This is a genomic window from Azohydromonas caseinilytica, from assembly GCF_012927045.1.
In the GTDB taxonomy this organism is placed as follows: domain Bacteria; phylum Pseudomonadota; class Gammaproteobacteria; order Burkholderiales; family Burkholderiaceae_C; genus Azohydromonas; species Azohydromonas caseinilytica.
Map to the genome: position 1 here is coordinate 355,093 of NZ_JABBFW010000001.1, position 26,552 is coordinate 381,644.

Annotated in this window: 33 protein-coding genes; 1 reads left to right on the top strand and 32 read right to left on the bottom strand. The window is 65.2% G+C overall.

Annotated elements, in window-relative coordinates; genetic code table 11:
• Position 1: 1 nt before the first annotated feature.
• From rpsM to rpsL, 30 genes are all read right to left on the bottom strand, one after another.
• Positions 2–367, bottom strand: a complete 366-nt coding sequence (gene rpsM / locus HHL10_RS01720) for a 30S ribosomal protein S13 (protein ID WP_169158612.1) — start codon at positions 365–367, stop codon at positions 2–4.
• 38 nt (positions 368–405) lie between these two features.
• Entirely contained in the window at positions 406–519 is a 114-nt protein-coding gene (rpmJ, locus tag HHL10_RS01725) for a 50S ribosomal protein L36 (protein ID WP_028997278.1), read from the bottom strand.
• 26 nt (positions 520–545) lie between these two features.
• Positions 546–764 (bottom strand): translation initiation factor IF-1, encoded by a 219-nt coding sequence (gene infA, locus HHL10_RS01730; protein ID WP_009855680.1) that lies wholly within the window; start codon positions 762–764, stop codon positions 546–548.
• Between the two features lie 7 nt (positions 765–771).
• Complete coding sequence (gene secY / locus HHL10_RS01735) at positions 772–2,082, bottom strand: preprotein translocase subunit SecY (RefSeq protein ID WP_169158613.1); 1,311 nt, start codon at positions 2,080–2,082, stop codon at positions 772–774.
• A gap of 11 nt (positions 2,083–2,093) precedes the next feature.
• A complete protein-coding gene (rplO, locus tag HHL10_RS01740; RefSeq protein WP_169158614.1) occupies positions 2,094–2,534 on the bottom strand; it encodes a 50S ribosomal protein L15 in 441 nt (146 codons plus the stop codon).
• Positions 2,535–2,567: 33 nt separating this feature from the next.
• Complete coding sequence (gene rpmD / locus HHL10_RS01745) at positions 2,568–2,750, bottom strand: 50S ribosomal protein L30 (protein ID WP_066342448.1); 183 nt, start codon at positions 2,748–2,750, stop codon at positions 2,568–2,570.
• A 20-nt stretch (positions 2,751–2,770) separates the two neighbouring features.
• On the bottom strand, positions 2,771–3,289 hold the full coding sequence (gene rpsE, locus HHL10_RS01750) for a 30S ribosomal protein S5 (protein WP_169158615.1): 519 nt from the start codon (positions 3,287–3,289) through the stop codon (positions 2,771–2,773).
• A 12-nt stretch (positions 3,290–3,301) separates the two neighbouring features.
• Positions 3,302–3,670 (bottom strand): 50S ribosomal protein L18, encoded by a 369-nt coding sequence (rplR, locus tag HHL10_RS01755; protein ID WP_169158616.1) that lies wholly within the window; start codon positions 3,668–3,670, stop codon positions 3,302–3,304.
• Between the two features lie 11 nt (positions 3,671–3,681).
• Complete coding sequence (gene rplF / locus HHL10_RS01760; protein ID WP_169158617.1) at positions 3,682–4,215, bottom strand: 50S ribosomal protein L6; 534 nt, start codon at positions 4,213–4,215, stop codon at positions 3,682–3,684.
• A gap of 13 nt (positions 4,216–4,228) precedes the next feature.
• Entirely contained in the window at positions 4,229–4,624 is a 396-nt protein-coding gene (gene rpsH / locus HHL10_RS01765; RefSeq protein ID WP_028997285.1) for a 30S ribosomal protein S8, read from the bottom strand.
• Between the two features lie 24 nt (positions 4,625–4,648).
• The gene (gene rpsN / locus HHL10_RS01770) at positions 4,649–4,954 is read right to left on the bottom strand and encodes a 30S ribosomal protein S14 (protein ID WP_169158618.1); all 306 of its coding nucleotides are present in this window, start codon (positions 4,952–4,954) and stop codon (positions 4,649–4,651) included.
• Positions 4,955–4,962: 8 nt separating this feature from the next.
• Entirely contained in the window at positions 4,963–5,517 is a 555-nt protein-coding gene (gene rplE / locus HHL10_RS01775; RefSeq protein ID WP_169158619.1) for a 50S ribosomal protein L5, read from the bottom strand.
• 12 nt (positions 5,518–5,529) lie between these two features.
• Positions 5,530–5,847, bottom strand: a complete 318-nt coding sequence (rplX, locus tag HHL10_RS01780) for a 50S ribosomal protein L24 (protein ID WP_169158620.1) — start codon at positions 5,845–5,847, stop codon at positions 5,530–5,532.
• A gap of 22 nt (positions 5,848–5,869) precedes the next feature.
• Entirely contained in the window at positions 5,870–6,238 is a 369-nt protein-coding gene (gene rplN, locus HHL10_RS01785) for a 50S ribosomal protein L14 (RefSeq protein ID WP_028997289.1), read from the bottom strand.
• 269 nt (positions 6,239–6,507) lie between these two features.
• On the bottom strand, positions 6,508–7,026 hold the full coding sequence (locus tag HHL10_RS01790) for a peroxiredoxin (protein WP_169158621.1): 519 nt from the start codon (positions 7,024–7,026) through the stop codon (positions 6,508–6,510).
• A gap of 91 nt (positions 7,027–7,117) precedes the next feature.
• Entirely contained in the window at positions 7,118–7,405 is a 288-nt protein-coding gene (gene rpsQ / locus HHL10_RS01795) for a 30S ribosomal protein S17 (RefSeq protein ID WP_043458341.1), read from the bottom strand.
• Positions 7,402–7,602, bottom strand: a complete 201-nt coding sequence (gene rpmC, locus HHL10_RS01800) for a 50S ribosomal protein L29 (RefSeq protein WP_028997292.1) — start codon at positions 7,600–7,602, stop codon at positions 7,402–7,404. The genes rpsQ and rpmC overlap by 4 nt, the downstream gene beginning before the upstream one ends.
• Positions 7,603–7,616: 14 nt before the next feature.
• Positions 7,617–8,033, bottom strand: coding sequence for a 50S ribosomal protein L16 (gene rplP, locus HHL10_RS01805; protein WP_028997293.1), 417 nt, complete (start codon positions 8,031–8,033; stop codon positions 7,617–7,619).
• Positions 8,034–8,045: 12 nt separating this feature from the next.
• On the bottom strand, positions 8,046–8,858 hold the full coding sequence (rpsC, locus tag HHL10_RS01810) for a 30S ribosomal protein S3 (RefSeq protein ID WP_169158622.1): 813 nt from the start codon (positions 8,856–8,858) through the stop codon (positions 8,046–8,048).
• 16 nt (positions 8,859–8,874) lie between these two features.
• Positions 8,875–9,204, bottom strand: coding sequence for a 50S ribosomal protein L22 (gene rplV / locus HHL10_RS01815; protein ID WP_028997295.1), 330 nt, complete (start codon positions 9,202–9,204; stop codon positions 8,875–8,877).
• A 12-nt stretch (positions 9,205–9,216) separates the two neighbouring features.
• The gene (gene rpsS, locus HHL10_RS01820) at positions 9,217–9,492 is read right to left on the bottom strand and encodes a 30S ribosomal protein S19 (RefSeq protein ID WP_066342435.1); all 276 of its coding nucleotides are present in this window, start codon (positions 9,490–9,492) and stop codon (positions 9,217–9,219) included.
• A gap of 15 nt (positions 9,493–9,507) precedes the next feature.
• Positions 9,508–10,332 carry a 50S ribosomal protein L2 gene (gene rplB, locus HHL10_RS01825; RefSeq protein ID WP_028997297.1) on the bottom strand — a complete coding sequence of 275 codons (825 nt, stop codon included), beginning with the start codon at positions 10,330–10,332 and terminating at the stop codon, positions 9,508–9,510.
• Positions 10,332–10,646 carry a 50S ribosomal protein L23 gene (gene rplW, locus HHL10_RS01830; protein WP_028997298.1) on the bottom strand — a complete coding sequence of 105 codons (315 nt, stop codon included), beginning with the start codon at positions 10,644–10,646 and terminating at the stop codon, positions 10,332–10,334. Before rplW ends, rplB begins: the two co-directional genes overlap by 1 nt.
• Entirely contained in the window at positions 10,643–11,263 is a 621-nt protein-coding gene (rplD, locus tag HHL10_RS01835; protein ID WP_169158623.1) for a 50S ribosomal protein L4, read from the bottom strand. The genes rplW and rplD overlap by 4 nt, the downstream gene beginning before the upstream one ends.
• Complete coding sequence (gene rplC / locus HHL10_RS01840) at positions 11,263–11,934, bottom strand: 50S ribosomal protein L3 (RefSeq protein ID WP_169158624.1); 672 nt, start codon at positions 11,932–11,934, stop codon at positions 11,263–11,265. Before rplC ends, rplD begins: the two co-directional genes overlap by 1 nt.
• Positions 11,935–12,143: 209 nt before the next feature.
• Positions 12,144–12,455, bottom strand: coding sequence for a 30S ribosomal protein S10 (gene rpsJ / locus HHL10_RS01845; RefSeq protein ID WP_019561663.1), 312 nt, complete (start codon positions 12,453–12,455; stop codon positions 12,144–12,146).
• Positions 12,456–12,548: 93 nt separating this feature from the next.
• Positions 12,549–13,739, bottom strand: coding sequence for an elongation factor Tu (tuf, locus tag HHL10_RS01850; protein ID WP_169158625.1), 1,191 nt, complete (start codon positions 13,737–13,739; stop codon positions 12,549–12,551).
• A 191-nt stretch (positions 13,740–13,930) separates the two neighbouring features.
• The gene (fusA, locus tag HHL10_RS01855) at positions 13,931–16,033 is read right to left on the bottom strand and encodes an elongation factor G (RefSeq protein WP_169158626.1); all 2,103 of its coding nucleotides are present in this window, start codon (positions 16,031–16,033) and stop codon (positions 13,931–13,933) included.
• Between the two features lie 69 nt (positions 16,034–16,102).
• Positions 16,103–16,573, bottom strand: a complete 471-nt coding sequence (gene rpsG, locus HHL10_RS01860) for a 30S ribosomal protein S7 (protein ID WP_169158627.1) — start codon at positions 16,571–16,573, stop codon at positions 16,103–16,105.
• A 176-nt stretch (positions 16,574–16,749) separates the two neighbouring features.
• The gene (gene rpsL / locus HHL10_RS01865) at positions 16,750–17,124 is read right to left on the bottom strand and encodes a 30S ribosomal protein S12 (protein WP_169158628.1); all 375 of its coding nucleotides are present in this window, start codon (positions 17,122–17,124) and stop codon (positions 16,750–16,752) included.
• 373 nt (positions 17,125–17,497) lie between these two features.
• On the opposite strand from rpsL, the gene HHL10_RS01870 reads away from it, so the two are divergent.
• Complete coding sequence (locus HHL10_RS01870) at positions 17,498–17,974, top strand: PIN domain-containing protein (protein ID WP_169158629.1); 477 nt, start codon at positions 17,498–17,500, stop codon at positions 17,972–17,974.
• Positions 17,975–18,066: 92 nt separating this feature from the next.
• Here the strand turns inward: HHL10_RS01870 and rpoC are convergent, their stop codons facing one another.
• Both rpoC and rpoB read right to left on the bottom strand, forming a co-directional pair.
• Positions 18,067–22,305 (bottom strand): DNA-directed RNA polymerase subunit beta', encoded by a 4,239-nt coding sequence (gene rpoC / locus HHL10_RS01875; RefSeq protein WP_169158630.1) that lies wholly within the window; start codon positions 22,303–22,305, stop codon positions 18,067–18,069.
• An 11-nt stretch (positions 22,306–22,316) separates the two neighbouring features.
• A complete protein-coding gene (gene rpoB, locus HHL10_RS01880; RefSeq protein ID WP_169158631.1) occupies positions 22,317–26,441 on the bottom strand; it encodes a DNA-directed RNA polymerase subunit beta in 4,125 nt (1,374 codons plus the stop codon).
• Positions 26,442–26,552 lie beyond the last annotated feature (111 nt).

Here is a 26,552-nt window from a genome sequence, read left to right on the forward strand (position 1 = left end):
CTCACTTCTTGACCAGGGCGCCCGACTTGCGCGGGCCCTTGCGGGTGCGCGCGTTGGTCTTCGTGCGCTGGCCGCGCACGGGCAGGCCGCGGCGGTGGCGCATGCCACGGTAGCAGCCGAGGTCCATCAGCCGCTTGATGTTGATCGACATCTCACGGCGCAGATCGCCCTCGATGGTGAGGCGGCCGATCTCCTCGCGGATCTTTTCCAGATCGGCGTCGGTGAGGTCCTTGACCTTCTTGGAGTAGGCGATGCCGACCGAGTCACAGATCTTCTGTGCAGTGGTGCGGCCGATACCGTAGATCGAGGTCAGACCGATCTCGGTGTGCTTGTGCGGCGGGATGTTGATGCCGGCAATACGTGCCATGGAATACCTCTGTGTCCTGTTGGTGAGGGCTCAGCCGCTCAACCCTGGCGCTGCTTGTGGCGCGGATCGGTGCAGATGACGCGCACCACGCCGTTGCGGCGGATGATCTTGCAATTGCGGCACATCTTCTTGACCGAAGCTGCTACTTTCATGGTCTTCTCCTTGACCTTTCAATGACTCATTTCGCCCGGAAGACGATGCGAGCGCGACTCAAATCGTAAGGGGTGAGCTCCACGGTGACCTTGTCGCCGGGAAGGATGCGGATGTAGTGCATACGCATCTTTCCGGAGATGTGGCCGAGCACCACGTGCCCGTTTTCAAGCTTCACCCGGAAGGTGGCGTTGGGCAGATTTTCGAGGATCTCGCCCTGCATCTGGATGACGTCGTCTTTGGCCATGCGCGTCTCAGCTTGCCTTGAAGTTCGCCTTCTTCAGCAGCGACTCGTACTGCTGGCTCATCACGTAGCTCTGAACCTGGGCCCAGAAGTCCATCGTCACCACCACGATGATCAGCAGCGAGGTGCCCCCGAAATAGAACGGCACGTTGTACTTCAGCACCAGGAACTCCGGCAGCAGGCATACCAGCGTGATGTACGCCGCCCCCGCCAGCGTCAGGCGCGAGAGGATGCGGTCGATGTGCCGCGCCGTGTTCTCGCCCGGACGGATACCCGGAATGAACGCACCGCTCTTCTTCAGGTTGTCTGCCGTCTCACGGCTGTTGAACACCAGCGCCGTATAGAAGAAGCAGAAGAAGACGATCATCGCCGCGTACAGCAGCACGTAGACCGGCTGCCCCGGCGACAGCGCGCCGGAGAGATCCTTGAGCCACGTCAGGCCCTCGCCGGTGGCGAACCAGCCGACGATGGTGGCGGGCAGCAGGATGATCGACGACGCGAAGATCGGCGGAATCACACCCGACATGTTGAGCTTCAAGGGCAGGTGCGACGACTGGCCACCATAAACCTTGTTGCCCACCTGACGCTTGGCGTAGTTCACCAAGATCTTGCGCTGCCCGCGCTCGACGAACACGACGAAATACGTCACCAGCACAACGATCGCGATGATGAACAGCGCCGCGATGATGCTCATCGCGCCAGTGCGCACCAGCTCGAACAGCCCGCCCACCGAACCCGGCAGACCCGCGGCAATGCCCGAGAAGATCAGGATCGAGATGCCGTTGCCCAGCCCGCGCTCAGTGATCTGCTCGCCCAGCCACATCAGGAACATCGTGCCGGCCACCAGGCTCACCACGGTCGTCATGCGGAAGCCGAAACCCGGCGACAGCACCAGACCCTGCGAGCCTTCGAGCGCGAGCGCGATGCCCAGCGACTGGAACAGCGCCAGACCCAGCGTGCCGTAGCGCGTGTACTGGGTGATCTTGCGCCGCCCGGCCTCGCCTTCCTTCTTGAGCGACTCCAGCGAAGGCACAACGTAGGTCATCAGTTGCATGATGATCGACGCCGAGATGTACGGCATGATGCCCAACGCGAACACCGTGAAGCGCGACAGCGCCCCGCCGGAGAACATGTTGAACAGGCTCAGGATGCCGCCCGACTGGCTCTTGAAGAGCTGCTGCAGCTGCTGCGGGTCGATCCCCGGCACCGGTATATGGGCGCCAATGCGATAGACCACCAGCGCAAGCACCAGGAAGACGAGCCGGCGACGCAGGTCGCCGAACTTGCCGCTCTTGGCCAGCTGGTTCGCTGAAGTAGCCAAGGCGCAAGTCCTTAAGCGTTGCTGGCCAGGCTGCCGCCGGCCGCTTCGATCGCCACCTTGGCGCCCGCAGTGGCACCAATGCCCGACAGCGTGACCGCGCGGGTCAGCTCACCGGACTTGATCACCTTCACGTTGCGCGCGATCTCGGGCACCAGGCCGGCGGCCTTGAGCACCACGAGGTTCACTTCCGTGGCTTCGAGCTTCTGCAGCGCGGCCAGGGTGATCTCGGCGTTGAACTTCAGCGAAGCCGACTTGAAGCCGCGCTTGGGCAGGCGACGCTGCAGCGGCATCTGGCCGCCTTCGAAGCCCACCTTGTGGAAGCCGCCGGCGCGCGACTTCTGGCCCTTGTGGCCGCGACCCGCGGTCTTGCCCAGGCCCGAGCCGATGCCGCGGCCGACACGGCGCTTGGCATGCTTGGCACCCGAGGCGGGCTTGATGGTGTTGAGTTGCATGGTTCGATTCCTTGTGCCTGGTCCCGTGGATGCTTAGAGCACCTTCACGAGGTAGGCGACCTTGTTGATCATGCCGCGCACCGCGGGCGTGTCCTCGAGGACAGACTCGCTGTTGAGCTTGCGCAGGCCCAGGCCGCGCACGGTGTCGCGGTGGGACTGCTTGGTGCCGATCACGCTGCGCACCAGCTTGACCTTCAGGGTTTGCTTGTCAGCCATGGTTGTTCTCCGCGTGCGGCTCAGCCGAGGATCTCTTCGACCGTCTTGCCGCGCTTGGCCGCGACTTCGGCCGGCGTGGTGGAGCGGCGCAGCGCGTCGAGCGTGGCACGCACCATGTTGTAGGCGTTGGAAGAGCCCAGGCTCTTGGCCACGATGTCGGTGACGCCCATCACTTCGAAGACGGCACGCATCGGGCCGCCGGCGATGATGCCGGTACCAGCCGGCGCGGGGGCCAGCAGCACCTTGGCCGCGCCGTGCTCGCCACGCAGGTTGTGGTACACGGTGCCGTTCTTCAGGGCCACCTTGAACATGTTGCGGCGGGCGGCTTCCATGGCCTTCTGCACCGACACCGGCACTTCCTTGGCCTTGCCCTTGCCCATGCCGATGCGGCCGTCGCCGTCACCCACCACCGTCAGAGCCGCGAAGCTCATGGTGCGGCCGCCCTTGACGACCTTGGTGACGCGGTTGACCGCGATCATCTTTTCCTTCAGACCGTCGTCGTTGCCTTCAGTCTGAGCGCGAGGTTGAAACTTTGCCATGTTGGATCCTGGTCAGAACTGCAGGCCGGCTTCGCGCGCCGCCTCGGCCAGCGCCTTCACGCGGCCGTGGTAGGCGAAGCCCGCGCGGTCGAACGCGACCTTCTCGATGCCGGCGGCCTTGGCCTTCTCGGCGATGCGGCGGCCGATGATCGTTGCGGCAGACACGTTGCCACCCTTGCCGGCGGCGCCCAGTTGCTCGCGCACTTCCTTCTCGGCGGTCGAGGCGCTGGCCAGGACCTTGGTGCCGCAGTCGGAAATGACGCTGGCGTAGATGTGCAGGTTGGAGCGGAACACCGTCAGGCGCGCCACGCGCTGCACGGCGATGCGCGCACGCGTCTGGCGCGAGCGGCGGATGCGCTGATCCTTCTTGTTGATGGTCATGCTGCCACTCCTTACTTCTTCTTGGTCTCTTTGAGGACCACGCGCTCGTCGCTGTAGCGGATGCCCTTGCCCTTGTAGGGCTCGGGCGGACGGATGGCGCGCACTTCAGCGGCCAGCTGCCCCACCACTTGACGGTCGGCACCCGTGATCACGATCTCGGTCGGGGTCGGGCAGGCCACCTTGATGCCGGCGGGCATGTCCTTCACCACGGGGTGCGAGAAACCGATCTGCAGGTTGAGCTTCTGGCCCTGGGCCTGGGCGCGGAAGCCCACGCCCACCAGGTTGAGCTTGCGCTCGAAGCCCTTGCTCACGCCCGTGACCATGTTGTTGACCAGCGCGCGCAGCGTGCCGCTCATGGCATCGGCCTCGGCGGTCTCATTGGCCGGGGCGAAGCGCAGCGTGCCGGCCTCGTTGCTCACCGACACCAGCGGATGCGCCGAACGGGTGAGCGTGCCTTGCGCGCCCTTGACGGTGATTTGATCGGCCGTCACCGACACGTCCACGCCCTGCGGGACGGCGATGGGCATTTTTCCAACGCGGGACATTGCTCGTCTCTCCTTAGGCCACGTAGCACAGCACTTCGCCGCCGATACCGGCAGCGCGCGCCTTGCGGTCCGTCATCACGCCCTTCGGGGTGGTGACGATCGCCACGCCCAGGCCGTTTTGGACCTGAGGAATGTCGTGGCGGCCCTTGTAGATGCGCAGACCCGGGCGGCTCACGCGCTCGATGCGCTCGATCACCGGACGGCCCGCGTAATACTTCAGTGCGATCTCCAGCTCGGACTTGCCGGGCTCGCCCTTGATGGCGAAGCCGTCGATGTAGCCCTCGTCCTTCAGGACCTGGGCAATCGCCACCTTCAGCTTGGACGACGGCATGGACACGCTGGCCTTGTCAACGCTCTGGGCGTTGCGGATGCGCGTCAGCATGTCGGCGATCGGATCACTCATGCTCATTCGAAATCTCCTGCTCTCGCCGACTTACCAGCTGGCCTTGACGACACCGGGGATGTCGCCCTTGAAGGCCAGTTCACGGATCTTGGTACGCGCCAGACCGAACTGGCGGAAGGTGCCACGGGGACGGCCCGTCATCTCGCAGCGGTTGCGCAGACGGGTCGGGTTGGCATTGCGGGGCAGCTTCTGCAGCTCCAGGCGCGCGGCGTAGCGCTCCTCTTCCGAGCGCTTGGCATCGTCGATGATGGCCTTGAGCTCGGCGTACTTCTTGGCGAACTTGGCAACCAGCTGTTCGCGCTTCTGCTCACGTTGAATGAGAGAGAGTTTGGCCACGGGTTACCTCAGTTCTTGAACGGGAAACGGAAGGCCTGCAGCAGGGCCTTGCACTCTTCGTCGGTCTTGGCCGTCGTGGTGATGCTGATGTTCAGACCACGGATGGCGTCGATCTTGTCGTACTCGATCTCGGGGAAGATGATCTGTTCCTTGACGCCGACGTTGTAGTTGCCGCGACCGTCGAAGGAACGACCCGAGATGCCGCGGAAGTCACGCACGCGCGGCAGCGCGATGGTGACGAAGCGGTCCAGGAATTCGTACATCTGCACGCCACGCAGGGTGACCATGCAACCAATGGGCACGTTCTCGCGGATCTTGAAACCGGCGATGGCCTTCTTGGACTTGGTGATCACGGGCTTCTGGCCGGCGATCTTGGTGAGGTCGCCCACGGCGTGGTCCATCACCTTCTTGTCCGACACCGCCTCGCTCACGCCCATGTTGAGCGTGATCTTGGTCAGGCGCGGCACTTCCATCACCGACTTGTAGCCGAACTTCTTCATCAGGTCCGGCACGACCTTTTCGCGGTACTGCTGCTGCAGACGAGCGTTTTGTTGCTGAGCCATTCGAACCTCGACTTAAGCCTGAATCTCGTCGCCCGTGGACTTGTACACGCGCACCTTCTTGCCATCGGCCAGCAGCTTGATGCCGACGCGATCAGCCTTGCCGGTGGCGGCGTTGAAAATCGCCACGTTCGACTGGTGGATCGGCATGGTCTTGTCGACAACGCCGCCGGTCGTGCCCTTCATCGGGTTGGGCTTGACGTGCTTCTTGGCAACGTTCACGCCTTCGACGATCAGATACGAGTCGTCCACGCGCTGCGCCACGGTGCCACGCTTGCCCTTGTCGCGGCCGGTCAGCACGATGACCTGGTCGCCCTTGCGAATCTTGTTCATGGTCTGTCCTTTGACCTGGGGCTCAGAGCACTTCGGGCGCGAGCGAGACGATCTTCATGAAGCGCTCGGTACGCAGTTCGCGCGTCACCGGGCCGAAGATGCGGGTGCCGATGGGCTCGAGCTTGTTGTTCAGCAGCACGGCGGCATTGCCGTCGAACTTCACCAGCGAGCCGTCCTGGCGGCGCACGCCCTTGGCGGTGCGCACCACCACGGCGCTGTAGACCTCGCCCTTCTTGACGCGACCACGAGGCGCAGCTTCCTTGATGCTGACCTTGATGATGTCGCCAATGCCGGCATAACGACGCTTGGAACCGCCGAGCACCTTGATGCACATGACGGATTTCGCGCCCGTGTTGTCAGCGACGTCGAGTCGCGATTGCATTTGGATCATGTCTGTCCCCAACTTGCCCCAGAGCGACAACAACGTCGCACCGGTCAGTCTTGGGCCCGTCGCACCGGCTGCGTGACGAGTTCTCAAACAGCCGGCGATTGGGGCGGATCCGGAAGCCTCGCCTGCGCCGCCAATTGGACGCAGGCCGACTCTCCGGCGAAGCTGCTGATTGTGCAGCGAAAACCCGCACCGTGTCAAGACATGACACCGCGCGGGGTGATGAACGAGAGCCCGACGACCCTATCGTCGCCAGGCCAGAAACCAGCAGTTCAGCCGCGCGGCAGCGCGCGCGCCTGGGCCAGCAGCGTCTGGGCGTCGCTGACCTCGAACTTGCCGGGCGCCTCCACATTGAGTGCGCGCACCACGCCATCCACGACCAGCATCGAGCAGCGCTGCAAGCGCTTGCCCAGGCCGCGGGCGGTGAGATCCAGCTCCAGGCCGGCGGCACGGGCGAAGTCGCCGTTGCCATCGGCCATCATGCGCACCTTGCCGGCCGCGCCCTGGGCACGACCCCAGGCACCCATGACGAAGGCGTCATTGACCGACACGCACCAGATCTCGTCCACGCCGGCAGCCTTGAGATCGTCGGCCGCGGCCACGTAGCCCGGCACATGCTGCGCCGAGCACGTGGGCGTGAAGGCGCCGGGCAGGCCGAAGATCGCCACCGTGCGCCCGGCGGTGGACTGGGCGATGTCAAAGGCGTTGGGGCCCAGGCTGCAGCCCTCCCCTTCAACCTCGATGAACTCGTACAGCGCGCCGTTGGGCAGCCGGTCACCAACTTTCAACATGCGGTTCGTCTCCTGCGGTGGAAATGAAAAACGGCCGCCACGCCGGAATCCGACGCAGGCGGCCGCTCATGCGGGCGCTAGGGCCTCGAGGTCAGACCGTACGGGCCTTTTCGACCAGACGCGTCACGACCCAGGACTTGGTCTTGGAGATCGGACGGCTTTCCGTGATCTCGACCGTGTCGCCGACCTTGTACTCGCCGTTCTCATCGTGGGCGTGGTACTTGTTCGAGCGCGCAACGATCTTGCCGTAGAGCTCGTGCTTGACGCGGCGCTCCACCAGCACCGTCACGGTCTTGGCGCGCTTGTCGCTGACGACCTTGCCGATGAAGGTGCGGACGACCTTGGTCTTGCCTTCGGCGTTTTGAGCTTGGGCGTTCATTGGGCGGCTTCCTTCTTCTTCTGGGCCAGCACGGTCTTGGCGCGCGCGATGTCGCGGCGCGTCTTGCCCAGGACCGTGTGGTTGCTCAGCTGTTGGGTCGCCTTCTGCATGCGCAGGCCGAAGTGAGCCTTCAGCAGCTCGGAGATTTCCTTCTCCAGTTCGGCGACGTCCTTGGCGCGGAGTTCAGATGCTTTCATGAGGTTCTCCGATCTCAGGCGCCGACCTGGCGCGCCACGAAGGTGCAACGCAGGGGCAGCTTGGCTGCGGCCAGCGTGAACGCTTCGCGGGCGAGCTGCTCGGGCACGCCGTTGATTTCGTACAGCACCTTGCCCGGCTGGATCTCGGCCACGTAGTACTCGGGGTTGCCCTTGCCGTTGCCCATACGGACTTCGGCAGGCTTTTGCGAGATCGGCTTGTCCGGGAAGATGCGGATGAAGATGCGGCCGCCGCGCTTGATGTGGCGCGAGATGGCACGACGCGCAGCTTCGATCTGGCGGGCGGTGATACGGCCGCGCTCGGTGGCCTTCAGGCCGAATTCACCGAACGACACATTGGCGCCGCGCGTGGCGATGCCGGTGTTGCGGCCCTTCTGTTCCTTGCGGAACTTGCGACGAGAGGGTTGCAGCATTGCTAGTTCTCCTTAGGCGCCCGTGGGCGCCTTGCGCACGCGCTGCGGCGCGCCGCCGGCAGGCTTGTCGCCGCCGCCGTCGCCACGCGGACCACGACCGTCGGGACGGCCACGGCCACCCGGGCCCGGACGCGCATTGCGACGCGGACGGCGCTCTTCTTCACCGGCGGGGGTCACGATGCCAGGGGCTTCGCCGCTGGCCAGACGGTCACCGCGGTACACCCACACCTTGACGCCGATGACGCCGTAGGTGGTGCGGGCTTCGGAGAAGCCGTAGTCGATGTCGGCCTTGAGGGTGTGCAGGGGCACGCGGCCCTCGCGGTACCACTCGGTACGGGCGATCTCGATGCCGTTCAGACGACCGGCGCTCATGATCTTGATGCCCTGGGCGCCCAGGCGCATGGCGTTCTGCATCGCGCGCTTCATGGCGCGGCGGAACATGATGCGCTTTTCCAGCTGCTGGGTGATCGAGTCGGCGATCAGCTGCGCATCGACTTCGGGCTTGCGCACCTCTTCGATGTTCACCGCCACCGGCACGCCCAGACGCTTGGTCAGTTCGGCCTTCAGGTTCTCGATGTCCTCGCCCTTCTTGCCGATCACCACGCCCGGACGAGCCGAGAAGATGGTGATGCGGGCGTTCTTGGCGGGGCGCTCGATCAGCACGCGCGACACGGCAGCGTTCTTCAGGCGCTGGCGCAGGTAGTCGCGCACCTGCAGGTCTTCGGCCAGCATGCCGGCGAAGTTGGTGTTCGACGCGTACCAGCGCGACGCCCACGCACGGGTGACGGGCAGGCGGAAGCCGGTCGGATGGATTTTCTGTCCCATAGTCTTCCTCAGCGCCTCAGTTGCCGACCGTCACGAAGATGTGGCAGGTGGGCTTGCTGATGCGATTGCCGCGGCCCTTGGCGCGCGCGGAAAAACGCTTGAGCGTGGCGGCCTGCTCGACGTAGATCGAGGTGACCTTCAGTTCGTCGATGTCGGCGCCGTCGTTGTGCTCGGCGTTGGCGATCGCGGACTCCAGCGCCTTCTTGATGATGCCGGCGGCCTTCTTCTGCGTGAACGTCAGGATGTTGAGCGCCTGGTCCACCTTCTTGCCGCGGACCAGATCGGCCACCAGACGGCCCTTGTCGGCCGACAGGCGGACGCCGCGAACGATTGCACGGGTTTCCATGGTCGTCATCCTTTAGCGCTTGGCCTTCTTGTCGGCCGGGTGACCCTTGAAGGTCCGGGTCAGCGCGAATTCGCCCAGCTTGTGGCCGACCATCTGGTCGGACACGTACACGGGCACGTGCTGCTTGCCGTTGTGCACGGCGATCGTCAGACCGATGAACTCGGGCAGGATCGTCGAACGACGCGACCAGGTCTTGATCGGCTTCTTGTCCTTGATCGCCACGGCCTTCTCGACCTTGGCCATCAGGTGGTGGTCCACGAAAGGACCCTTTTTCAGAGAGCGTGCCATCTCGTGCTGCCCTTCTTACTTCTTGCGACGCGAGACGATGAACGTCTGCGTGCGCTTGTTGTTGCGGGTGCGGTAGCCCTTGGTCAGCGTGTTCCACGGCGACACCGGCACCTGGCCTTCGCCGGTGCGGCCTTCGCCGCCGCCGTGCGGGTGGTCCACCGGGTTCATGGCCACGCCACGCACCGTCGGACGGATGCCCTTCCAGCGGATGGCACCGGCCTTGCCGTACTGGCGCAGGCTGTGCTCTTCGTTGCTGACCTCGCCGATGGTGGCGCGGCACTCGATGTGAACGCGGCGCACTTCACCCGAGCGCAGGCGCACTTGGGCGTAGGTACCTTCGCGGGCCATCAGCGTCACCGAAGTACCGGCCGAGCGCGCAATCTGCGCACCCTTGCCCGGCAGCATTTCGACGCAGTGAATCGTCGAGCCCACGGGGATGTTGCGGATGGGGAGCGTGTTGCCGGCCTTGATCGGGGCTTCGGAGCCGCTGATCACGGTGGCGCCAGCTTCCAGACCACGCGGAGCGATGATGTAGCGACGTTCGCCGTCGGCATAGCACACCAGGGCGATGTGGGCCGTGCGGTTGGGGTCGTACTCGATGCGCTCGACCTTGGCGGGAATGCCGTCCTTGGTGCGCTTGAAGTCCACCACGCGGTAGTGGTGCTTGTGACCACCACCCTTGTGGCGCATCGTGATGTGGCCGTTGTTGTTGCGGCCGGCGTTCTGCTTCTGCGGCTCCAGCAGCGAGGCTTCAGGAGCGCCCTTGTGCAGATGCTTGTGAACCACCTTCACCTGGGCGCGGCGGCCCGGCGAAGTCGGTTTGATCTTGACGACAGCCATTACGCGGCCTCCCCACCGAAGTTGAGCTCCTGGCCTTCCTTGAGCGACACGTACGCCTTCTTGACGTGGTCGCGGCGGCCGATGGAGCGACCGAAGCGCTTGACCTTGCCCTTCTGGTTCACGGTCTGCACCGACTCGACCTCGACCTTGAACATCAGCTCAACAGCGGCCTTGATCTCGGGCTTGGTGGCGTTGCGCAGGACCTTGAACAGGACCTGGTTGTGCTTCTCGGAGACGCTCGTGGCCTTCTCGGACACGATGGGCGCCACCAGCACCTGGGCCAGACGGCCCTCGTCGAACTTGGGGGTGCTCATGCGAACATCTCCTTGAGTTGCTCGATCGCGCCCTTGGTCACCAGCACCTTCTTGTAGAAGACCAGCGACAGCGGGTCGGCGTAACGCGGCTCGATCACGAGCACGTTGGCCAGGTTGCGCGAAGCCAGGGCCAGGTTGTCATCCACCTGGTCGGCGATCACGAGCACGGAATCCAGGCCCATGGCCTTGAACTTCTGGGCCAGCAGCTTGGTCTTGGGGGCTTCCACGGCCAGCGACTCGACCACGGCCAGACGGCCTTCGCGAGCGAGCTGCGAGAAGATGGCGGCCATGCCGGCGCGGTACATCTTCTTGTTGACCTTCTGGCCGAAGTTCTCGTCCGGGGTGTTGGGGAAGGTGCGACCACCTCCACGCCACAGCGGCGAGGACGTCATACCGGCGCGGGCACGACCGGTGCCCTTCTGGCGGAACGGCTTCTTCGTCGAGTGGTGAACCTCGGCGCGCGTGAGCTGCTTGCGGGTACCTTGACGGGCGTTGGCCTGGTAGGCCACGACGATCTGGTGCACCAGCGCTTCGTTGTAGTCGCGAGCGAAGACGGTGTCGGGGGCGTCAACCTTAGAGGCGGCCTGACCCTGCTCGTTCAGGAGCTCGAGCTGCATTACTGGGCCCCTTTCTTAACCTTGACCTTGACGGCGGGACGCACGACCACATGGCCGTTCTTCGACCCGGGGACGGCACCGCGCACCAGCAGCAGCGAGCGAGCCTCGTCCACGCGCACGATGTCCAGGTTCTGGGTGGTGACGGTCTCGTCGCCCAAGTGGCCCGACATCTTCTTGCCCGGGAACACGCGGCCCGGGTCCTGCGCCATCGAGATCGAGCCCGGCACGTTGTGCGAACGGCTGTTGCCGTGCGACGCGCGCTGCGAGCCGAAGTTGTGGCGCTTGATGGTGCCGGCAAAGCCCTTACCGATCGAGGTGCCCTGCACGTCGACCAGTTGGCCTGCGGCGAACAGCGTCACCGGCACTGCGGCGCCCGGCTGATACTGGGCAGCCACGTCAGCGCTGACGCGGAATTCTTTGAGGACTTCAGCCGGCTCGACACCAGCCTTGGCCAAATGGCCTGCCTCGGGCTTGGTCACGCGCGAAGCCTTGCGCGTGCCGAACGCCACCTGAATGGCGCTGTAGCCGTCGGTCTGTTCGGTCTTGACCTGGGTGACGCGGTTGTTGGACACGTCCAGCACCGTCACGGGCACGGCGTCGCCGTCGTCCGTGAAGATGCGCATCATGCCCACCTTGCGGCCCAGCAATCCGAGGCGATTGCTCAGACTCATGGTTCTTCTCCAGCCCCGCGCAGCGGAGCCTTTGTTTCAGACACCCGACAACGATTGGCCGGGAGTGACATCGCCGACGGCACCCACGCAACAACCGCGAGCACCGTCAGCCTGTGCAAAAGGCGCCCACGAAGGGCGCCCTTGTGCAAAGCCGGCGATTGTAGCAGACGAGGAAAACCCTAGGCCAGCATCAATCGCCTAAAGCCGCGTTACTGCAGCTTGATCTCGACGTCCACGCCCGCGGGCAGGTCAAGCTTCATCAGCGCGTCCACCGTCTTGTCGGTGGGATCGACGATGTCCATCAGGCGCTGGTGGGTGCGGATCTCGAACTGGTCGCGCGAGGTCTTGTTGACGTGCGGCGAACGCAGGATGTCGAAGCGCTGCATGCGCGTGGGCAGGGGCACGGGGCCCTTGACGATGGCGCCGGTGCGCTTGGCCGTGTCCACGATCTCGAGGGCCGACTGGTCGATCAGCTTGTAATCGAAGGCCTTGAGGCGGATGCGGATCTTCTGCTTTTGCATGACGTTTCCTTGAAAAGAGCGGTGCGGCCCGCAGGCCGCGGTGTTGAAGGCGCAAACCCGAACCGTTGCCGGCCCGGGACGTCACGCAACGACTTACTCGATGATCTTGGCCACGACGCCGGCGCCGACGGTGCGGCCACCTTCGCGGATGGCGAAGCGCAGGCCCTCTTCCATGGCGATCGGGGCGATCAGCTTGACGGTGATGGCGACGTTGTCACCGGGCATCACCATTTCCTTGTCCGCGGGCAGCTCCACCGCGCCGGTCACGTCCGTGGTACGGAAGTAGAACTGCGGGCGGTAGTTGTTGAAGAACGGCGTGTGACGGCCGCCTTCATCCTTGGACAGCACGTACACCTCGGCGGTGAAGTGCGTGTGCGGCTTGATCGAGCCCGGCTTGCACAGCACCTGGCCACGCTCGACGTCCTCGCGCTTGGTGCCGCGCAGCAGGATGCCCACGTTGTCGCCGGCCTGGCCCTGGTCCAGCAGCTTGCGGAACATTTCCACGCCGGTGCAGGTGGTCTTTTGCGTGGCGCGGATACCGACGATCTCGATTTCCTCGCCGACCTTGATCACGCCGCGCTCCACGCGACCCGTGACCACGGTGCCGCGGCCGGAGATCGAGAACACGTCTTCCACGGGCATCAGGAACGTGCCGTCCACGGCGCGCTCGGGCGTGGGGATGTAGCTGTCCAGCGCCTCGGCCAGCTTCATGATGGCCTGCTCACCGAGCTCGCCCTTGTCGCCTTCCAGGGCCAGCTTGGCCGAGCCCTTGACGATCGGGGTGTCGTCGCCGGGGAAGTCGTACTTGCTCAGCAGCTCGCGCACTTCCATCTCGACGAGCTCGAGCAGCTCGGCGTCGTCGACCATGTCGCACTTGTTGAGGAAGACGATGATGTAGGGCACGCCCACCTGACGGGCCAGCAGGATGTGCTCGCGCGTCTGGGGCATCGGGCCGTCAGCGGCCGAGCACACCAGGATGGCGCCGTCCATCTGCGCCGCGCCCGTGATCATGTTCTTCACGTAGTCGGCGTGGCCGGGGCAGTCCACGTGCGCGTAGTGGCGGTTGGCCGTCTCGTACTCGACGTGGGCGGTGTTGATGGTGATGCCGCGGGCCTTTTCTTCCGGAGCCGCATCGATCTGGTCGTAGGCCTTGGCCTCGCCGCCGAACTTGGACGACAGGATGGTCGTGATCGCCGCCGTCAGCGTGGTCTTGCCATGGTCCACGTGGCCGATCGTGCCCACGTTGACGTGCGGCTTGGTCCGCTCGAACTTACCTTTTGCCATTGTTCTCTCCTGATCAAAGAGCAGTGCCAGTGCTCGTGTTTAAGGTCTCGCGGCGGTGCTGAACGCCGCCTGCCACTGGCAGCAGACGGTGCACCCACCGGAGACCGGCTTGAATTCGAAAAGAGGCGGCCGCCTCAGCAGCCGCCGCCTCCAGAGGCACGCCGTCAGACGCGCCCCGAGTCGTTACCGACTTACTTGCCGCGGGCGGTGATGATCGCGTCGGCCACGTTCTTCGGAGCTTCGGCGTAGTGCTTGAACTCCATCGTGTACGTGGCACGGCCCTGCGACATCGAGCGCAGCGTGGTCGAGTAGCCGAACATCTCGGACAGCGGCACCTCGGCCTTGATGATCTTGCCGCCACCGACCATGTCGTCCATGCCCTGCACCATGCCGCGACGGGACGACAAGTCGCCCATCACCGAGCCGGCGTAGTCCTCGGGCGTTTCCACCTCGACGGCCATCATCGGCTCCAGGATCACCGGGCTGGCCTTGCGGCAGGCTTCCTTGAAGCCCATCGAGGCCGCCATCTTGAAGGCGTTTTCCGACGAGTCCACCTCGTGGTAGGAGCCGAAGGTCAGCGTGACCTTGACGTCCACCACCGGGTAGCCGGCCAGCACGCCGTTCGGCAGGGTGTCGATGACGCCCTTTTCCACTGCGGGAATGTACTCGCGCGGCACCACGCCGCCCTTGATGGCGTCGACGAACTCGAAGCCCTTGCCCGGCTCCTGCGGCTCGACCGTGAACACCACGTGGCCGTACTGGCCCTTACCACCGGACTGGCGCACGAACTTGCCTTCGACGTCCTCGGCCTTCTTGCGGATGGTTTCACGGTAGGCCACCTGCGGCTTGCCAACGTTGGCTTCCACGCCGAACTCGCGCTTCATGCGGTCGACGATGATCTCCAGGTGCAGCTCGCCCATGCCGGAGATGATGGTCTGGCCCGACTCTTCGTCCGTCTTAACGCGGAACGAGGGGTCTTCAGCGGCCAGGCGGCTCAGGGCAATGCCCATCTTCTCCTGGTCGGCCTTGGTCTTGGGCTCCACGGCCTGCGCGATCACGGGCTCGGGGAAGACCATCTTTTCCAGCGTAACGATGGCTTCGGGGTCGCACAGGGTCTCGCCCGTGGTGACTTCCTTCAGGCCCACGCAGGCGGCGATATCGCCGGCCAGAATTTCCTTGATCTCTTCGCGCTGGTTGGCGTGCATCTGCAGGATGCGGCCGATGCGCTCCTTCTTGCCCTTGATCGGGTTGTAGACGGTGTCGCCCGACTTGAGCACGCCCGAGTACACACGCACGAAGGTCAGCTGGCCGACGTAGGGGTCGGTCATCAGCTTGAACGCCAGCGCGGCGAACTTCTCGTTGTCGTCAGCCTTGCGGGTGACTTCCTTGTCGTCCTCGTCCGTGCCGGCCACCGGGGGGATGTCCACCGGCGAGGGCAGGAAGTCGATCACGGCGTCGAGCATGCGCTGCACGCCCTTGTTCTTGAACGCGGTGCCGCACAGCATCGGCTGGATCTCGGTGGCGATGGTGCGCGCACGCAGACCCTGCTTGATCTCGGCCTCGGTCAGCTCGCCGGTTTCGAGGTACTTGTTCATCAGTTCCTCGGACGACTCGGCGGCGGCCTCGATCATGTTCTCGCGCCACTTCTGGCAGTCGGCCTCGAGGTCCGCCGGGATGTCGGCGTAGTCGAACTTCATGCCCTGGGAAGCCTCGTCCCAGATGATGGCCTTCATCTTGAGCAGGTCCACCACGCCCTTGAAGTTGTCCTCGGCGCCGATGGGCACGACGATGGGCACGGGGTTGGCCTTCAGGCGCGTCTTCATCTGGTCATAGACCTTGAAGAAGTTGGCGCCGGTGCGGTCCATCTTGTTGACGAAGGCCAGGCGCGGCACCTTGTACTTGTTGGCCTGACGCCAGACGGTCTCGGACTGCGGCTGCACGCCGCCCACGGCGCAGTACACCATGCAAGCGCCGTCGAGCACGCGCATGGAACGCTCCACCTCGATGGTGAAGTCCACGTGGCCCGGGGTGTCGATGATGTTGAAACGGTGCTCCGGATAGGACAGGTCCATGCCCTTCCAGAAACAGGTCGTCGCAGCGGAGGTGATGGTGATGCCCCGCTCCTGCTCCTGCTCCATCCAGTCCATGGTGGCAGCACCGTCGTGGACTTCACCGATCTTGTGGTTCACGCCCGTGTAGAACAGGATCCGCTCGGTCGTGGTCGTCTTGCCGGCATCGATGTGCGCCGAGATACCGATGTTGCGGTAGCGCTCGATGGGGGTCTTGCGGGACATGGTGTCACTCCAAATACAGGGGCCGCCCGTGGGTTGGTACTAACCCTTGGGCGGCCGGAACAGACGAGTTTAGAAGCGGAAGTGCGAGAAGGCCTTGTTGGCTTCGGCCATGCGGTGCACTTCGTCACGCTTCTTCATGGCGCCGCCACGGCCTTCGCTAGCTTCCAGCAGTTCGTTTGCCAGACGCGCCGCCATGGACTTCTCACCGCGCTTGCGGGCGGATTCCTTGAGCCAGCGCATGGCCAGGGCCACGCGGCGCACGGGGCGAACTTCCACGGGAACTTGGTAGTTCGCACCGCCGACGCGGCGGGACTTGACCTCGACCATCGGCTTGACGTTGTTCAGCGCGATCATGAAGACCTCCAGCGGGTCCTTGCCGGCCTTTTTCTCGACCTGCTCCAGCGCGCCATAGATGATGCGCTCGGCCACAGCCTTCTTGCCGGACTCCATGACGACGTTCATGAACTTGGACAGATCGACCGAGCCAAACTTCGGATCGGGCAGGATCTCGCGCTTGGGTACTTCGCGACGACGTGGCATTTCTATTCCTTTGACTTCAGTTGGCAGGCCGTGCGTTCACTGCTTGCTTGCCTGCCGCGGAGACCGCTCACCGGTACTCCACTTACTCGGCCGCCTGGATTCAGTGCACCAGGACAACCGCGACACGCCTGGCAACGGTCGACTTGACCGCCATCCCGGCAATTGACGAACCCTGATTACTTCTTGGGCCGCTTGGCGCCGTACTTCGAACGCGACTGCTTGCGGTCCTTGACGCCTTGCAGGTCCAGCGAGCCGCGCACGATGTGGTAGCGCACGCCCGGCAAGTCCTTCACACGGCCACCGCGCACGAGCACCACCGAGTGCTCTTGCAGGTTGTGGCCTTCACCGCCGATGTACGAGATGACCTCGAAACCGTTGGTCAGACGCACCTTGGCGACCTTACGCAGCGCCGAGTTCGGCTTCTTCGGGGTCGTCGTGTAGACGCGGGTGCAGACGCCGCGGCGCTGCGGACCGCCTTGCATGGCAGGCGACTTGGATTTCGTGGGCTCGGTCTCGCGACCGTAGCGCACGAGTTGGTTGATGGTTGGCATAGGACTTGTTCCCGTTTGAAGTCACACCTGCGCCACCGCCACCACGCAAAAGTCCCTGGGGACCTGATGCAGTAGGCGATAGCGACTTGTTCTTCCGGAAGAGGCCGAGCACTCCAAGGCTGGAGACGGGCCCGAAGCCGCAAAGTGTTCGCGGTGAGCCGCCCGACAAAGAGCGCAGCAGTATCTGCCGAAAAGCCGGCGATTATAGTCCGCGCCGGGAGCGGGGCGCAAGTTGTCCACAAGGCACTGCCGGCGTCAGGGCGCGCGCTCTGCACGCCAACGGCGCCCAACCCGCCCGCCTCCCTGCCTTTTTGCTGTCCGTCTTGCCATGCCCCACACACCGCCCACCGCCCCGCCCTCTCCCGCTGCGTCAATGGATGCGTTGCCTTCGGGCAGTAGCGTGGCGGCAGCGCCGGGCGTCGTGCTGGACAGCAATGCCGTCCTGGACTGGCTGCTGTTCGGCGACGCCACCATGCACCGGCTGGGCAAGGCCATCGCCGACGGCCAGTGCCGCTGGATCGTGACGCCAGCGCTGCGCGGCGAGCTCGAACATGTGCTGGCGCGCGGGCTGCGCAGCCGGCCGCAGGCCGATGCGGCTCCACTGTGGCGGGCCTGGGAGCGCCTGGCCTGCAGCGTGGAGCACCCGGCCGAGACAGCGCCGCCGCCGGGGCTGCGCTGCAGCGACGGTGACGACCAGAAGTTCCTGGACGTAGCGTTGGCGCGGCGCGCACGCTGGCTCGTCAGCCGCGACCGCGCGTTGCTGAAGCTGCGCCGCAAGGCGCGCGAGCGCGGCCTGCTGATCCTTCCCCCGGCACAGTGGACGCTGGAGGAGCCGGCCTTCCCGGGTTGACCCACCGACACCCGCCGACGCGTACCGGGCGCCCATGAAAAAGGCGGCCGAAGCCGCCTTTTTGTTCAGGTGTCAGCTGGCAAGCCAGCGACTCAGCCCTGCCCCTCGCTGGACGGCGTGGCCGGGGTTTCCTCCTCGTCCACATGCGCCAGCTGCACGGCGGCGAGCTCCTGCGCCTCCTGCATCGCGATGGCACGGCGCTCGTTCTCGTCCATGTCTTCCTTGGCCTTGCGGGCCTGGTGGAAGGCCATGCCGGTGCCTGCCGGGATGAGGCGGCCGACGATGACGTTCTCCTTGAGACCGCGCAGCTCGTCGCGCTTGCCCATGATGGCCGCCTCGGTCAGCACGCGGGTCGTCTCCTGGAAGGAGGCGGCGGAGATGAACGAGTCGGTGGACAGCGAAGCCTTCGTGATGCCCAGCAGCACGTCGGAGTAGCTGGCCGGCACCTTGCCTTCGCCACGCAACTTGTCGTTGGTGTCGAGCAGCTCGGAGCGCTCCACCTGCTCGCCGGCGATGTAGGAGCTCTCGCCCGGGTTGACGATCTGCACGCGGCGCAGCATCTGGCGAACGATCACCTCGATGTGCTTGTCGTTGATCTTCACGCCCTGCAGACGGTAGACGTCCTGCACCTCGTCGACGATGTAGCGCGCCAGTTCCTCGACGCCCAGCAGGCGCAGGATGTCCTGCGGATCGGCCGGACCGTCGACGATGGACTCGCCCTTGTTCACCACCTGGCCTTCGTGCACGAGGATGTTCTTGTCCTTGGGGACCAGTTCCTCGTAGACCTTGCCGTCCGGGTCGGTGATCTGCAGACGCACCTTGCCCTTGGTCTCCTTGCCGAAGGACACCGTGCCGGTGATCTCGGCCAGGATGCCCTTGTCCTTGGGCGAACGGGCTTCGAACAGCTCGGCCACACGCGGCAGACCGCCGGTGATGTCGCGGGTCTTCTGGCCTTCCACCGGGATACGCGCCAGCACCTCGCCGGGAGCCAGGTCCTGGCCGTCGCGCACCTGGATCAGCGCGCCGACCTGGAAGCCGATCGTCACCGAGTGGTCGGTGCCGGGGATCTTGACTTCCTGGCCCGCGGCGTCGAGCAGCTTGACCTGCGGACGCACCACCTTGGCGGCACCGCGGCGCTTCGGGTCGATCACCACCAGCGTGGACAGGCCGGTGACCTCGTCCACCTGCTTGGCCACCGTCACGCCTTCCTCGACGTTCTCGAACTTCGCGCGGCCGGCGAACTCCGTGATGATCGGGCGGGTCAGCGGGTCCCAGTTCGCCAGCACGGTGCCGGCCTTGATGGCCTGGTCCGCCTTGACGTTCAGGGTCGCGCCGTACGGCACCTTGTGGCGCTCGCGCTCGCGGCCGTGCTGGTCGGAGATGACGATCTCGCCGGAACGCGAAATCACCACCAGCTCGCCCTTGCCGTTGGTCACGTAGCGCATGGTCGGGTTGAAGCCGATGAGGCCATCCGACTTGGCTTCCACGCTGGAGGCCACCGCCGCGCGCGAAGCCGCGCCACCGATGTGGAAGGTCCGCATCGTCAGCTGCGTGCCGGGCTCGCCGATCGACTGCGCAGCGATCACGCCCACCGCCTCGCCGACGTTGACCAGGCCGCCGCGGCCGAGGTCACGGCCGTAGCACTTGGCGCACAGGCCGAAGCGCGTGCCGCAGGTCAGCGGCGTGCGCACCTTGACCTCGTCGGCGCCGGCGGCCTCGATCTGGTCCAGCGCGTCCTCGTCGAGCATCTCGCCCGCTGGAACGATCACTTCCTGCGTCTCGGGGTGCAGCACTTCCACGGCCGCGACACGGCCCAGGATGCGGTCGCGCAGCGACTCGATGACCTCACCGCCTTCGACCAGCGCGCGCATGGCGATGCCGTGCTCGGTGGTGCAGTCGTCCTCGGTGACCACCAGGTCCTGCGTCACGTCCACCAGGCGGCGCGTCAGGTAGCCGGAGTTGGCGGTCTTGAGCGCCGTGTCCGCCAGGCCCTTACGCGCGCCGTGCGTGGAGATGAAGTACTGCAGAACGTTCAGGCCCTCGCGGAAGTTCGCGGTGATGGGCGTCTCGATGATCGAGCCGTCTGGCTTGGCCATCAGGCCGCGCATGCCCGCGAGCTGGCGGATCTGGGCGGCGGAGCCCCGCGCGCCGGAGTCGGCCATCATGTAGATGGAGTTGAACGACTCCTGGTCCACTTCCTTGCCGTGGCGGTCGATGACCTTCTGCTTGGCCAGCTGGCTCATCATGACCTTGCCGACCTCGTCGCCGGTCTTGCCCCAGATGTCCACGACCTTGTTGTAGCGCTCGCCGGCGGTCACGAGACCCGAGACGTACTGCTGCTCGATCTCCTTGACCTCCTTCTCCGCGCGCTCGATCAGGCCATGCTTTTCCTTGGGGACCAGCATGTCGTCGATGGCGATGGAGATGCCCGCGCGCGTGGCCAGGCGGAAGCCCGACTGCAGCAGCTTGTCGGCGAACACCACCGTCTCCTTCAGGCCGCACTTGCGGAAGGAGGCGTTGATCAGGCGCGAGATCTCCTTCTTCTTCAGCGCCTTGTTCATGTTGCTGAAGGGCAGGCCCTTGGGCAGGATCTCCGACAGCAGGGCACGGCCGACGGTGGTGTCGACAAGCTTGGTCTCGGGCGTGAACTCGCCCGTGTCCTTGTCCTTCGTCCACTCCGTCAGGCGCACGCTGATCTTGGCCGTGATCTCGACCACGCCGTTGTCCAGCGCGCGCTGCACCTCGGGCACGTCGGAGAAGACCAAGCCCTCGCCCCTGCCGTTGGTGCGCTCGCGGGTGGCGTAGTACAGGCCCAGCACCACGTCCTGCGACGGCACGATGGAGGGCTCGCCGTTGGCCGGGAACAGCACGTTGTTGGAGGCCAGCATCAGGGTGCGGGCTTCCATCTGCGCCTCGATGGACAGCGGCACGTGCACGGCCATCTGGTCGCCGTCGAAGTCGGCGTTGAAGGCCGCGCACACCAGCGGGTGCAGCTGGATCGCCTTGCCCTCGATCAGCACCGGCTCGAAGGCCTGGATGCCCAGGCGGTGCAGCGTGGGGGCGCGGTTGAGCATCACCGGATGCTCCTTGATCACCTCTTCGAGGATGTCCCACACCACGGGCGTGCCGGATTCGACTTCCTTCTTCGCCGCCTTGATGGTGGTGGCGATGCCCATCGCCTCCAGGCGCGAGAAGATGAAGGGCTTGAACAGCTCCAGCGCCATCAGCTTGGGCAGGCCGCACTGGTGCAGCTTGAGCGTCGGGCCCACGGTGATGACCGAACGGCCCGAGTAGTCGACGCGCTTGCCCAGCAGGTTCTGGCGGAAGCGGCCGCTCTTGCCCTTGATCATGTCGGCCAGCGACTTCAGCGCGCGCTTGTTGGCGCCCGTCATCGCCTTGCCGCGGCGGCCGTTGTCCAGCAGCGAGTCCACCGCCTCCTGCAGCATGCGCTTCTCGTTGCGCACGATGATCTCGGGCGCCTTGAGCTCCAGCAGCCGCGCCAGGCGGTTGTTGCGGTTGATGACGCGCCGGTAGAGGTCGTTGAGGTCGGAGGTCGCGAAGCGGCCGCCGTCCAGCGGCACCAGCGGACGCAGGTCCGGCGGCAGCACAGGCAGCACGTCCAGCACCATCCAGTTCGGCTTGATGCCCGACTTCTTGAAGGCCTCCATCACCTTCAGGCGCTTGGAGTTCTTCTTGACCTTGAGCTCCGAGCCGGTCATGTCGCCGCGCAGCTTCTCGATCTCGACGTCGAGGTCCATCTCCTCGAGCAGCTGCTTGATGCCCTCGGCGCCCATCAGCGCGATGAACTCGTCACCGTGCTTGTCGCGCTCGACCTCGTACTGGTCCTCGCTCAGGATGGAGAACTTCTTGAGCGGCGTCATGCCCGGGTCCACGACCACGTAGGCTTCGAAGTACAGCACGCGCTCGATGTCGCGCAGCGTCATGTCCAGCACCAGGCCCAGACGCGACGGCAGCGACTTCAGGAACCAGATGTGGGCACAGGGCGCGGCCAGGTCGATGTGACCCATGCGGTCGCGGCGCACCTTGGTCTGCGTGACCTCGACGCCGCACTTCTCGCAGATCACGCCGCGGTGCTTGAGGCGCTTGTACTTGCCGCACAGGCACTCGTAGTCCTTGATCGGGCCGAAGATCTTGGCGCAGAACAGGCCGTCACGTTCGGGCTTGAAGGTGCGGTAGTTGATGGTCTCGGGCTTCTTCACCTCGCCGAAGGACCACGAACGGATCTTCTCGGGCGAGGCCAAGCCGATCCTGATGGCATCGAAATGCTCATCAGGGGTGAATTGCTTGAAAAGGTCCAGCAAGCCTTTCATGCAGCTTCTCCTTAGTTGCGCTCGAGCTCGATGTCGATACCGAGCGAACGGATTTCCTTGACCAGCACGTTGAACGACTCGGGCATGCCCGCCTCGATCGAGTGCTCGCCCTTGACGATGTTCTCGTAGACCTTGGTGCGGCCGTTCACGTCGTCGGACTTGACGGTCAGCATCTCCTGCAGCACGTAGCTCGCGCCGTAGGCCTCCAGCGCCCACACTTCCATCTCGCCGAAGCGCTGGCCACCGAACTGGGCCTTGCCGCCCAGCGGCTGCTGCGTCACCAGCGAGTACGGGCCGGTCGAGCGCGCGTGCATCTTGTCGTCCACCAGGTGGTGCAGCTTCAGCACGTGCATGTAGCCCACGGTCACCGGGCGCTCGAACTGCTCGCCGGTGCGGCCGTCACAGAGATAAGCCTGCGTGCGCGTGGACGTGAGGCCCTTGCGCACGGCGGTCTCTTCCGGATAGGCCAGCTGCAGCATGCCGCGGATCTCCTCCTCCTTGGCGCCGTCGAACACCGGGGTGGCAAAAGGCACGCCCTTGGACAGGTTGTGCGCCATCTCCACGATCTCGTCGTCGCTGAGGTGGTCGAGCTTCTCGGTCTTGCCGCCGGACTGGTTGTAGAGCTGGTCCAGGAACTGGCGCAGCTCGGCGACCTTGGCCTGCTCCTGCAGCATGTCGCCCAGGCGCTGGCCCAGGCCCTTGCCGGCCCAGCCCAGGTGCACTTCCAGCACCTGGCCCACGTTCATGCGCGAAGGCACGCCCAGCGGGTTGAGCACGATGTCGGCGGGCGTGCCGTCGGCCATGTAGGGCATGTCCTCGATCGGCACGATCTTGGACACCACGCCCTTGTTGCCGTGACGGCCGGCCATCTTGTCGCCAGGCTGCAGGCGGCGCTTGACGGCCAGGTACACCTTGACCATCTTGAGCACGCCCGCGGGCAGCTCGTCGCCCTGCGTGAGCTTCTTGCGCTTCTCTTCGAACGCGAGGTCGAAGCTGTGGCGCGTCTGCTCCAGCGAGTTCTTGATCGACTCGAGCTGGTTGGCGATGTCCTCCTCGGCCGGGCGGATGTCGAACCAGTGGTACTTCTCGACGCCCGAGAGGTACTCCTTGCTCAGCACCGTGCCCTTGGCGATCTTCTGCGGACCGCCGTTGGCCACGCGGCCCACCAGCAGCTTCTCGATACGGTCGAAGGCGTCGGCCTCGACGATGCGCAGCTGGTCGTTGAGGTCCAGGCGGAAGCGCTTGAGCTCGTCGTCGATGATCTGCTGGGCACGCTTGTCGCGCTGGATGCCCTCGCGGGTGAACACCTGCACGTCGATGACGGTGCCGCTGGTGCCCTGGTCCACGCGCAGCGAGGTGTCCTTCACGTCGGATGCCTTCTCGCCGAAGATCGCGCGCAGCAGCTTCTCTTCCGGCGTCAGCGTGGTCTCGCCCTTGGGCGTGACCTTGCCCACCAGCACGTCGCCGGGGCCGACTTCCGCGCCGATGTAGACGATGCCCGACTCGTCCAGGCGAGCCAGCTGCTGCTCGGACAGATTCGGGATGTCGCGCGTGATTTCCTCGGAGCCCAGCTTGGTGTCGCGGGCCATCACCACCAGCTCCTCGATGTGGATCGAGGTGTAGCGGTCCTCGGCGACCACACGCTCCGAGATCAGGATCGAGTCCTCGAAGTTGTAGCCGTTCCAGGGCATGAACGCGACCAGCATGTTCTGGCCCAGCGCAAGCTCGCCGATGTCGGTGGAGGCGCCGTCGGCAATGATGTCCTCGGCCGCCACCTTGTCGCCACGCCGCACGATGGGACGCTGGTGGATGTTCGTGTTCTGGTTGGAACGCTGGTACTTGATGAGGTTGTAGATGTCCACGCCCACCTCACCGGCCACCGTTTCCTCGTCGTTGACGCGGATCACGATGCGGTTGGAGTCGACGTAGTCCACCACGCCGCCGCGGCGGGCAGCCACCACGGTGCCGGAGTCCTTGGCCGCCACGCGCTCCACGCCCGTGCCGACGAAGGCCTTCTCCGGACGCAGCGTCGGCACGGCCTGGCGCTGCATGTTGGCGCCCATCAGTGCGCGGTTGGCGTCGTCGTGCTCCAGGAAGGGCACCAGCGAGGCCGCCACCGACACGATCTGCGCCGGCGCCACGTCCATGTACTGCACGCGCTCGGGCGACACCAGCACGGATTCGCCCTTCTCGCGCGCGGACACCAGCTCGTCCACCAGCTGGCCCTGCTCGTTGAGCGTGGCGTTGGCCTGGGCGATGACGTACTTGCCCTCCTGGATGGCGGACAGGTAGTCGATCTGGTCGGTCACATGGCCGTCTTCCACTCGGCGGTACGGCGTCTCCAGGAAGCCGTACTCGTTGAGCTGCGCATACAGGGCCAGCGAGTTGATCAGGCCGATGTTCGGACCTTCAGGCGTCTCGATCGGGCACACGCGGCCGTAGTGCGTCGGGTGCACGTCGCGCACCTCGAAGCCGGCGCGCTCGCGGGTCAGACCGCCCGGGCCCAGTGCGGAGACGCGACGCTTGTGCGTGATCTCCGACAGCGGGTTGGTCTGGTCCATGAACTGCGACAGCTGCGACGCGCCGAAGAACTCCTTGAGCGCCGCGGAAATCGGCTTGGAGTTGATCAGGTCGTGCGGCATCAGGGCCTCGGTCTCGGCCTGGCCCAGACGCTCCTTCACGGCCTTCTCGATGCGCGCCAGGCCCGAGCGGTACTGGTTCTCGGCCAGTTCGCCCACGCAGCGCACGCGGCGGTTGCCCAGGTGGTCGATGTCGTCCACCTCACCCCGGCCGTTGCGCAGCTCGACGAGGATCTTGACCACGTCGAGGATGTCCGCGTTGGACAGCGTCATCTCGCCCTCGGCCGTGTCGCGGCCCACGCGGGCGTTGAACTTCATGCGGCCCACGCGCGAGAGGTCGTAGGTGTCGGCGCTGTAGAACAGGCGGTTGAACAGGGCCTCGACGGCGTCTTCCGTCGGCGGCTCGCCGGGGCGCATCATGCGGTAGATGGCCACGCGCGCGGCGAGCTGGTCGGCCGTCTCGTCGGAGGCCAGCGTCTGGCTGATGTAGGCGCCTTCGTCGAGCTCGTTGGTGTAGAGCGCCTGCAGGTCGCGGATGCCCGCGGCGCGCAGCTTCTTGAGCAGGCTCTCGGTGATCTCGTCGTTGGCCTTGGCCACGATCTCGCCGGTGTCCGGGTCCACCATGTTGCGCGCCACGACGCGGCCGATGATGAAGTCCTCGGGCACGCTGATGAACGTGGTGCCGCTTTGCTCCAGCGTGCGCACGTGGCGCGCGGTGATGCGCTTGTCCTTCTCGACGACGACGGTGCCGTTCTTGTCCGTGATGTCGAAGCGGGCGATCTCGCCGCGCAGACGGTCGGCCACGAACTCCAGCTGCGCGCCGGTGTCCATGAGACGGAAGTTGTCGAAGTCAAAGAAGTTCGCCAGGATCTGCTCGGGGTTCAGGCCGATGGCCTTGAGCAGGATCGTCACCGGCATCTTGCGGCGGCGGTCGACGCGGAAGTAGAGGATGTCCTTCGGGTCGAACTCGAAGTCCAGCCAGGAGCCGCGATAGGGAATGATGCGGGCCGAGAACAGCAGCTTGCCCGAGCTGTGCGTCTTGCCCTTGTCGTGCTCGAAGAACACGCCGGGCGAGCGGTGCAGCTGGCTGACGATGACGCGCTCGGTGCCGTTGACGATGAAGGAGCCGTAGTCGGTCATGAGCGGCACTTCGCCCATGTAGACCTCCTGCTCCTTGATCTCCTTGACCGTCTTGGCCTGCGGGCTCTCGCGGTCGTAGATGATCATCTGCAGCCGCGCGCGCACGGCAGCGGCGTAGGTCAGGCCACGCTGCTGGCACTCGCGCGTGTCGAAAGCCGGCTTGGCGATGTTGTACTCGATGAACTTCATCTCCACGTACCCGTTGTGCGACACGATCGGGAAGGCGGAGAGGAAGGCGGCCTGCAAGCCTTCGGGCTTGCGCTTTTGCGGCGGCACGTCCTTCTGGAGGAAGGCGACGTAGGATTCCCGCTGCATCGTCAGCAGGTAGGGGACGTTGAGAACGCTCTCACGCTTTCCGAAGCTCTTGCGGATGCGCTTGCGCTCGGTGTAGCTGTACGTGGGGGATGCTTGCGCCATATATGCTCCGTGTCGAGAACACGCGCCCCGGGCCCATGGAGCGCGCACTCGTCGGCGACTGGCCTACTCGGACGTTGCGTCCGGAGCTTGGTGGTTGGCCACTACCAACCG

What these genes read in the sequence shown, in the direction of transcription:
- rpsM (WP_169158612.1), bottom strand. Translation starts at nt 367, where the DNA reads ATGGCACGTATTGCCGGCATCAACATCCCGCCGCACAAGCACACCGAG.
- rpmJ (WP_028997278.1), bottom strand. Translation starts at nt 519, where the DNA reads ATGAAAGTAGCAGCTTCGGTCAAGAAGATGTGCCGCAATTGCAAGATC.
- infA (WP_009855680.1), bottom strand. Translation starts at nt 764, where the DNA reads ATGGCCAAAGACGACGTCATCCAGATGCAGGGCGAGATCCTCGAAAAT.
- rplO (WP_169158614.1), bottom strand. Translation starts at nt 2,534, where the DNA reads ATGCAACTCAACACCATCAAGCCCGCCTCGGGTGCCAAGCATGCCAAG.
- rpmD (WP_066342448.1), bottom strand. Translation starts at nt 2,750, where the DNA reads ATGGCTGACAAGCAAACCCTGAAGGTCAAGCTGGTGCGCAGCGTGATC.
- rpsE (WP_169158615.1), bottom strand. Translation starts at nt 3,289, where the DNA reads ATGGCAAAGTTTCAACCTCGCGCTCAGACTGAAGGCAACGACGACGGT.
- rplR (WP_169158616.1), bottom strand. Translation starts at nt 3,670, where the DNA reads ATGACCATCAACAAGAAGGATCAGCGCATCCGCCGCTCGCGCCAGACG.
- rplF (WP_169158617.1), bottom strand. Translation starts at nt 4,215, where the DNA reads ATGTCCCGCGTTGGAAAAATGCCCATCGCCGTCCCGCAGGGCGTGGAC.
- rpsH (WP_028997285.1), bottom strand. Translation starts at nt 4,624, where the DNA reads ATGAGCATGAGTGATCCGATCGCCGACATGCTGACGCGCATCCGCAAC.
- rplE (WP_169158619.1), bottom strand. Translation starts at nt 5,517, where the DNA reads ATGGCTCAGCAACAAAACGCTCGTCTGCAGCAGCAGTACCGCGAAAAG.
- rplX (WP_169158620.1), bottom strand. Translation starts at nt 5,847, where the DNA reads ATGAACAAGATTCGCAAGGGCGACCAGGTCATCGTGCTGACCGGCCGC.
- rplN (WP_028997289.1), bottom strand. Translation starts at nt 6,238, where the DNA reads ATGATCCAAATGCAATCGCGACTCGACGTCGCTGACAACACGGGCGCG.
- HHL10_RS01790 (WP_169158621.1), bottom strand. Translation starts at nt 7,026, where the DNA reads ATGTTGAAAGTTGGTGACCGGCTGCCCAACGGCGCGCTGTACGAGTTC.
- rpsQ (WP_043458341.1), bottom strand. Translation starts at nt 7,405, where the DNA reads ATGAACGCCCAAGCTCAAAACGCCGAAGGCAAGACCAAGGTCGTCCGC.
- rpmC (WP_028997292.1), bottom strand. Translation starts at nt 7,602, where the DNA reads ATGAAAGCATCTGAACTCCGCGCCAAGGACGTCGCCGAACTGGAGAAG.
- rplP (WP_028997293.1), bottom strand. Translation starts at nt 8,033, where the DNA reads ATGCTGCAACCCTCTCGTCGCAAGTTCCGCAAGGAACAGAAGGGCCGC.
- rpsC (WP_169158622.1), bottom strand. Translation starts at nt 8,858, where the DNA reads ATGGGACAGAAAATCCATCCGACCGGCTTCCGCCTGCCCGTCACCCGT.
- rplV (WP_028997295.1), bottom strand. Translation starts at nt 9,204, where the DNA reads ATGGAAACCCGTGCAATCGTTCGCGGCGTCCGCCTGTCGGCCGACAAG.
- rpsS (WP_066342435.1), bottom strand. Translation starts at nt 9,492, where the DNA reads ATGGCACGCTCTCTGAAAAAGGGTCCTTTCGTGGACCACCACCTGATG.
- rplB (WP_028997297.1), bottom strand. Translation starts at nt 10,332, where the DNA reads ATGGCTGTCGTCAAGATCAAACCGACTTCGCCGGGCCGCCGCGCCCAG.
- rplW (WP_028997298.1), bottom strand. Translation starts at nt 10,646, where the DNA reads ATGAGCACCCCCAAGTTCGACGAGGGCCGTCTGGCCCAGGTGCTGGTG.
- rplD (WP_169158623.1), bottom strand. Translation starts at nt 11,263, where the DNA reads ATGCAGCTCGAGCTCCTGAACGAGCAGGGTCAGGCCGCCTCTAAGGTT.
- rplC (WP_169158624.1), bottom strand. Translation starts at nt 11,934, where the DNA reads ATGAGTCTGAGCAATCGCCTCGGATTGCTGGGCCGCAAGGTGGGCATG.
- rpsJ (WP_019561663.1), bottom strand. Translation starts at nt 12,455, where the DNA reads ATGCAAAAGCAGAAGATCCGCATCCGCCTCAAGGCCTTCGATTACAAG.
- tuf (WP_169158625.1), bottom strand. Translation starts at nt 13,739, where the DNA reads ATGGCAAAAGGTAAGTTCGAGCGGACCAAGCCGCACGTCAACGTGGGC.
- fusA (WP_169158626.1), bottom strand. Translation starts at nt 16,033, where the DNA reads ATGTCCCGCAAGACCCCCATCGAGCGCTACCGCAACATCGGTATCTCG.
- rpsG (WP_169158627.1), bottom strand. Translation starts at nt 16,573, where the DNA reads ATGCCACGTCGTCGCGAAGTACCCAAGCGCGAGATCCTGCCCGATCCG.
- rpsL (WP_169158628.1), bottom strand. Translation starts at nt 17,124, where the DNA reads ATGCCAACCATCAACCAACTCGTGCGCTACGGTCGCGAGACCGAGCCC.
- HHL10_RS01870 (WP_169158629.1), top strand. Translation starts at nt 17,498, where the DNA reads ATGGATGCGTTGCCTTCGGGCAGTAGCGTGGCGGCAGCGCCGGGCGTC.
- rpoC (WP_169158630.1), bottom strand. Translation starts at nt 22,305, where the DNA reads ATGAAAGGCTTGCTGGACCTTTTCAAGCAATTCACCCCTGATGAGCAT.
- rpoB (WP_169158631.1), bottom strand. Translation starts at nt 26,441, where the DNA reads ATGGCGCAAGCATCCCCCACGTACAGCTACACCGAGCGCAAGCGCATC.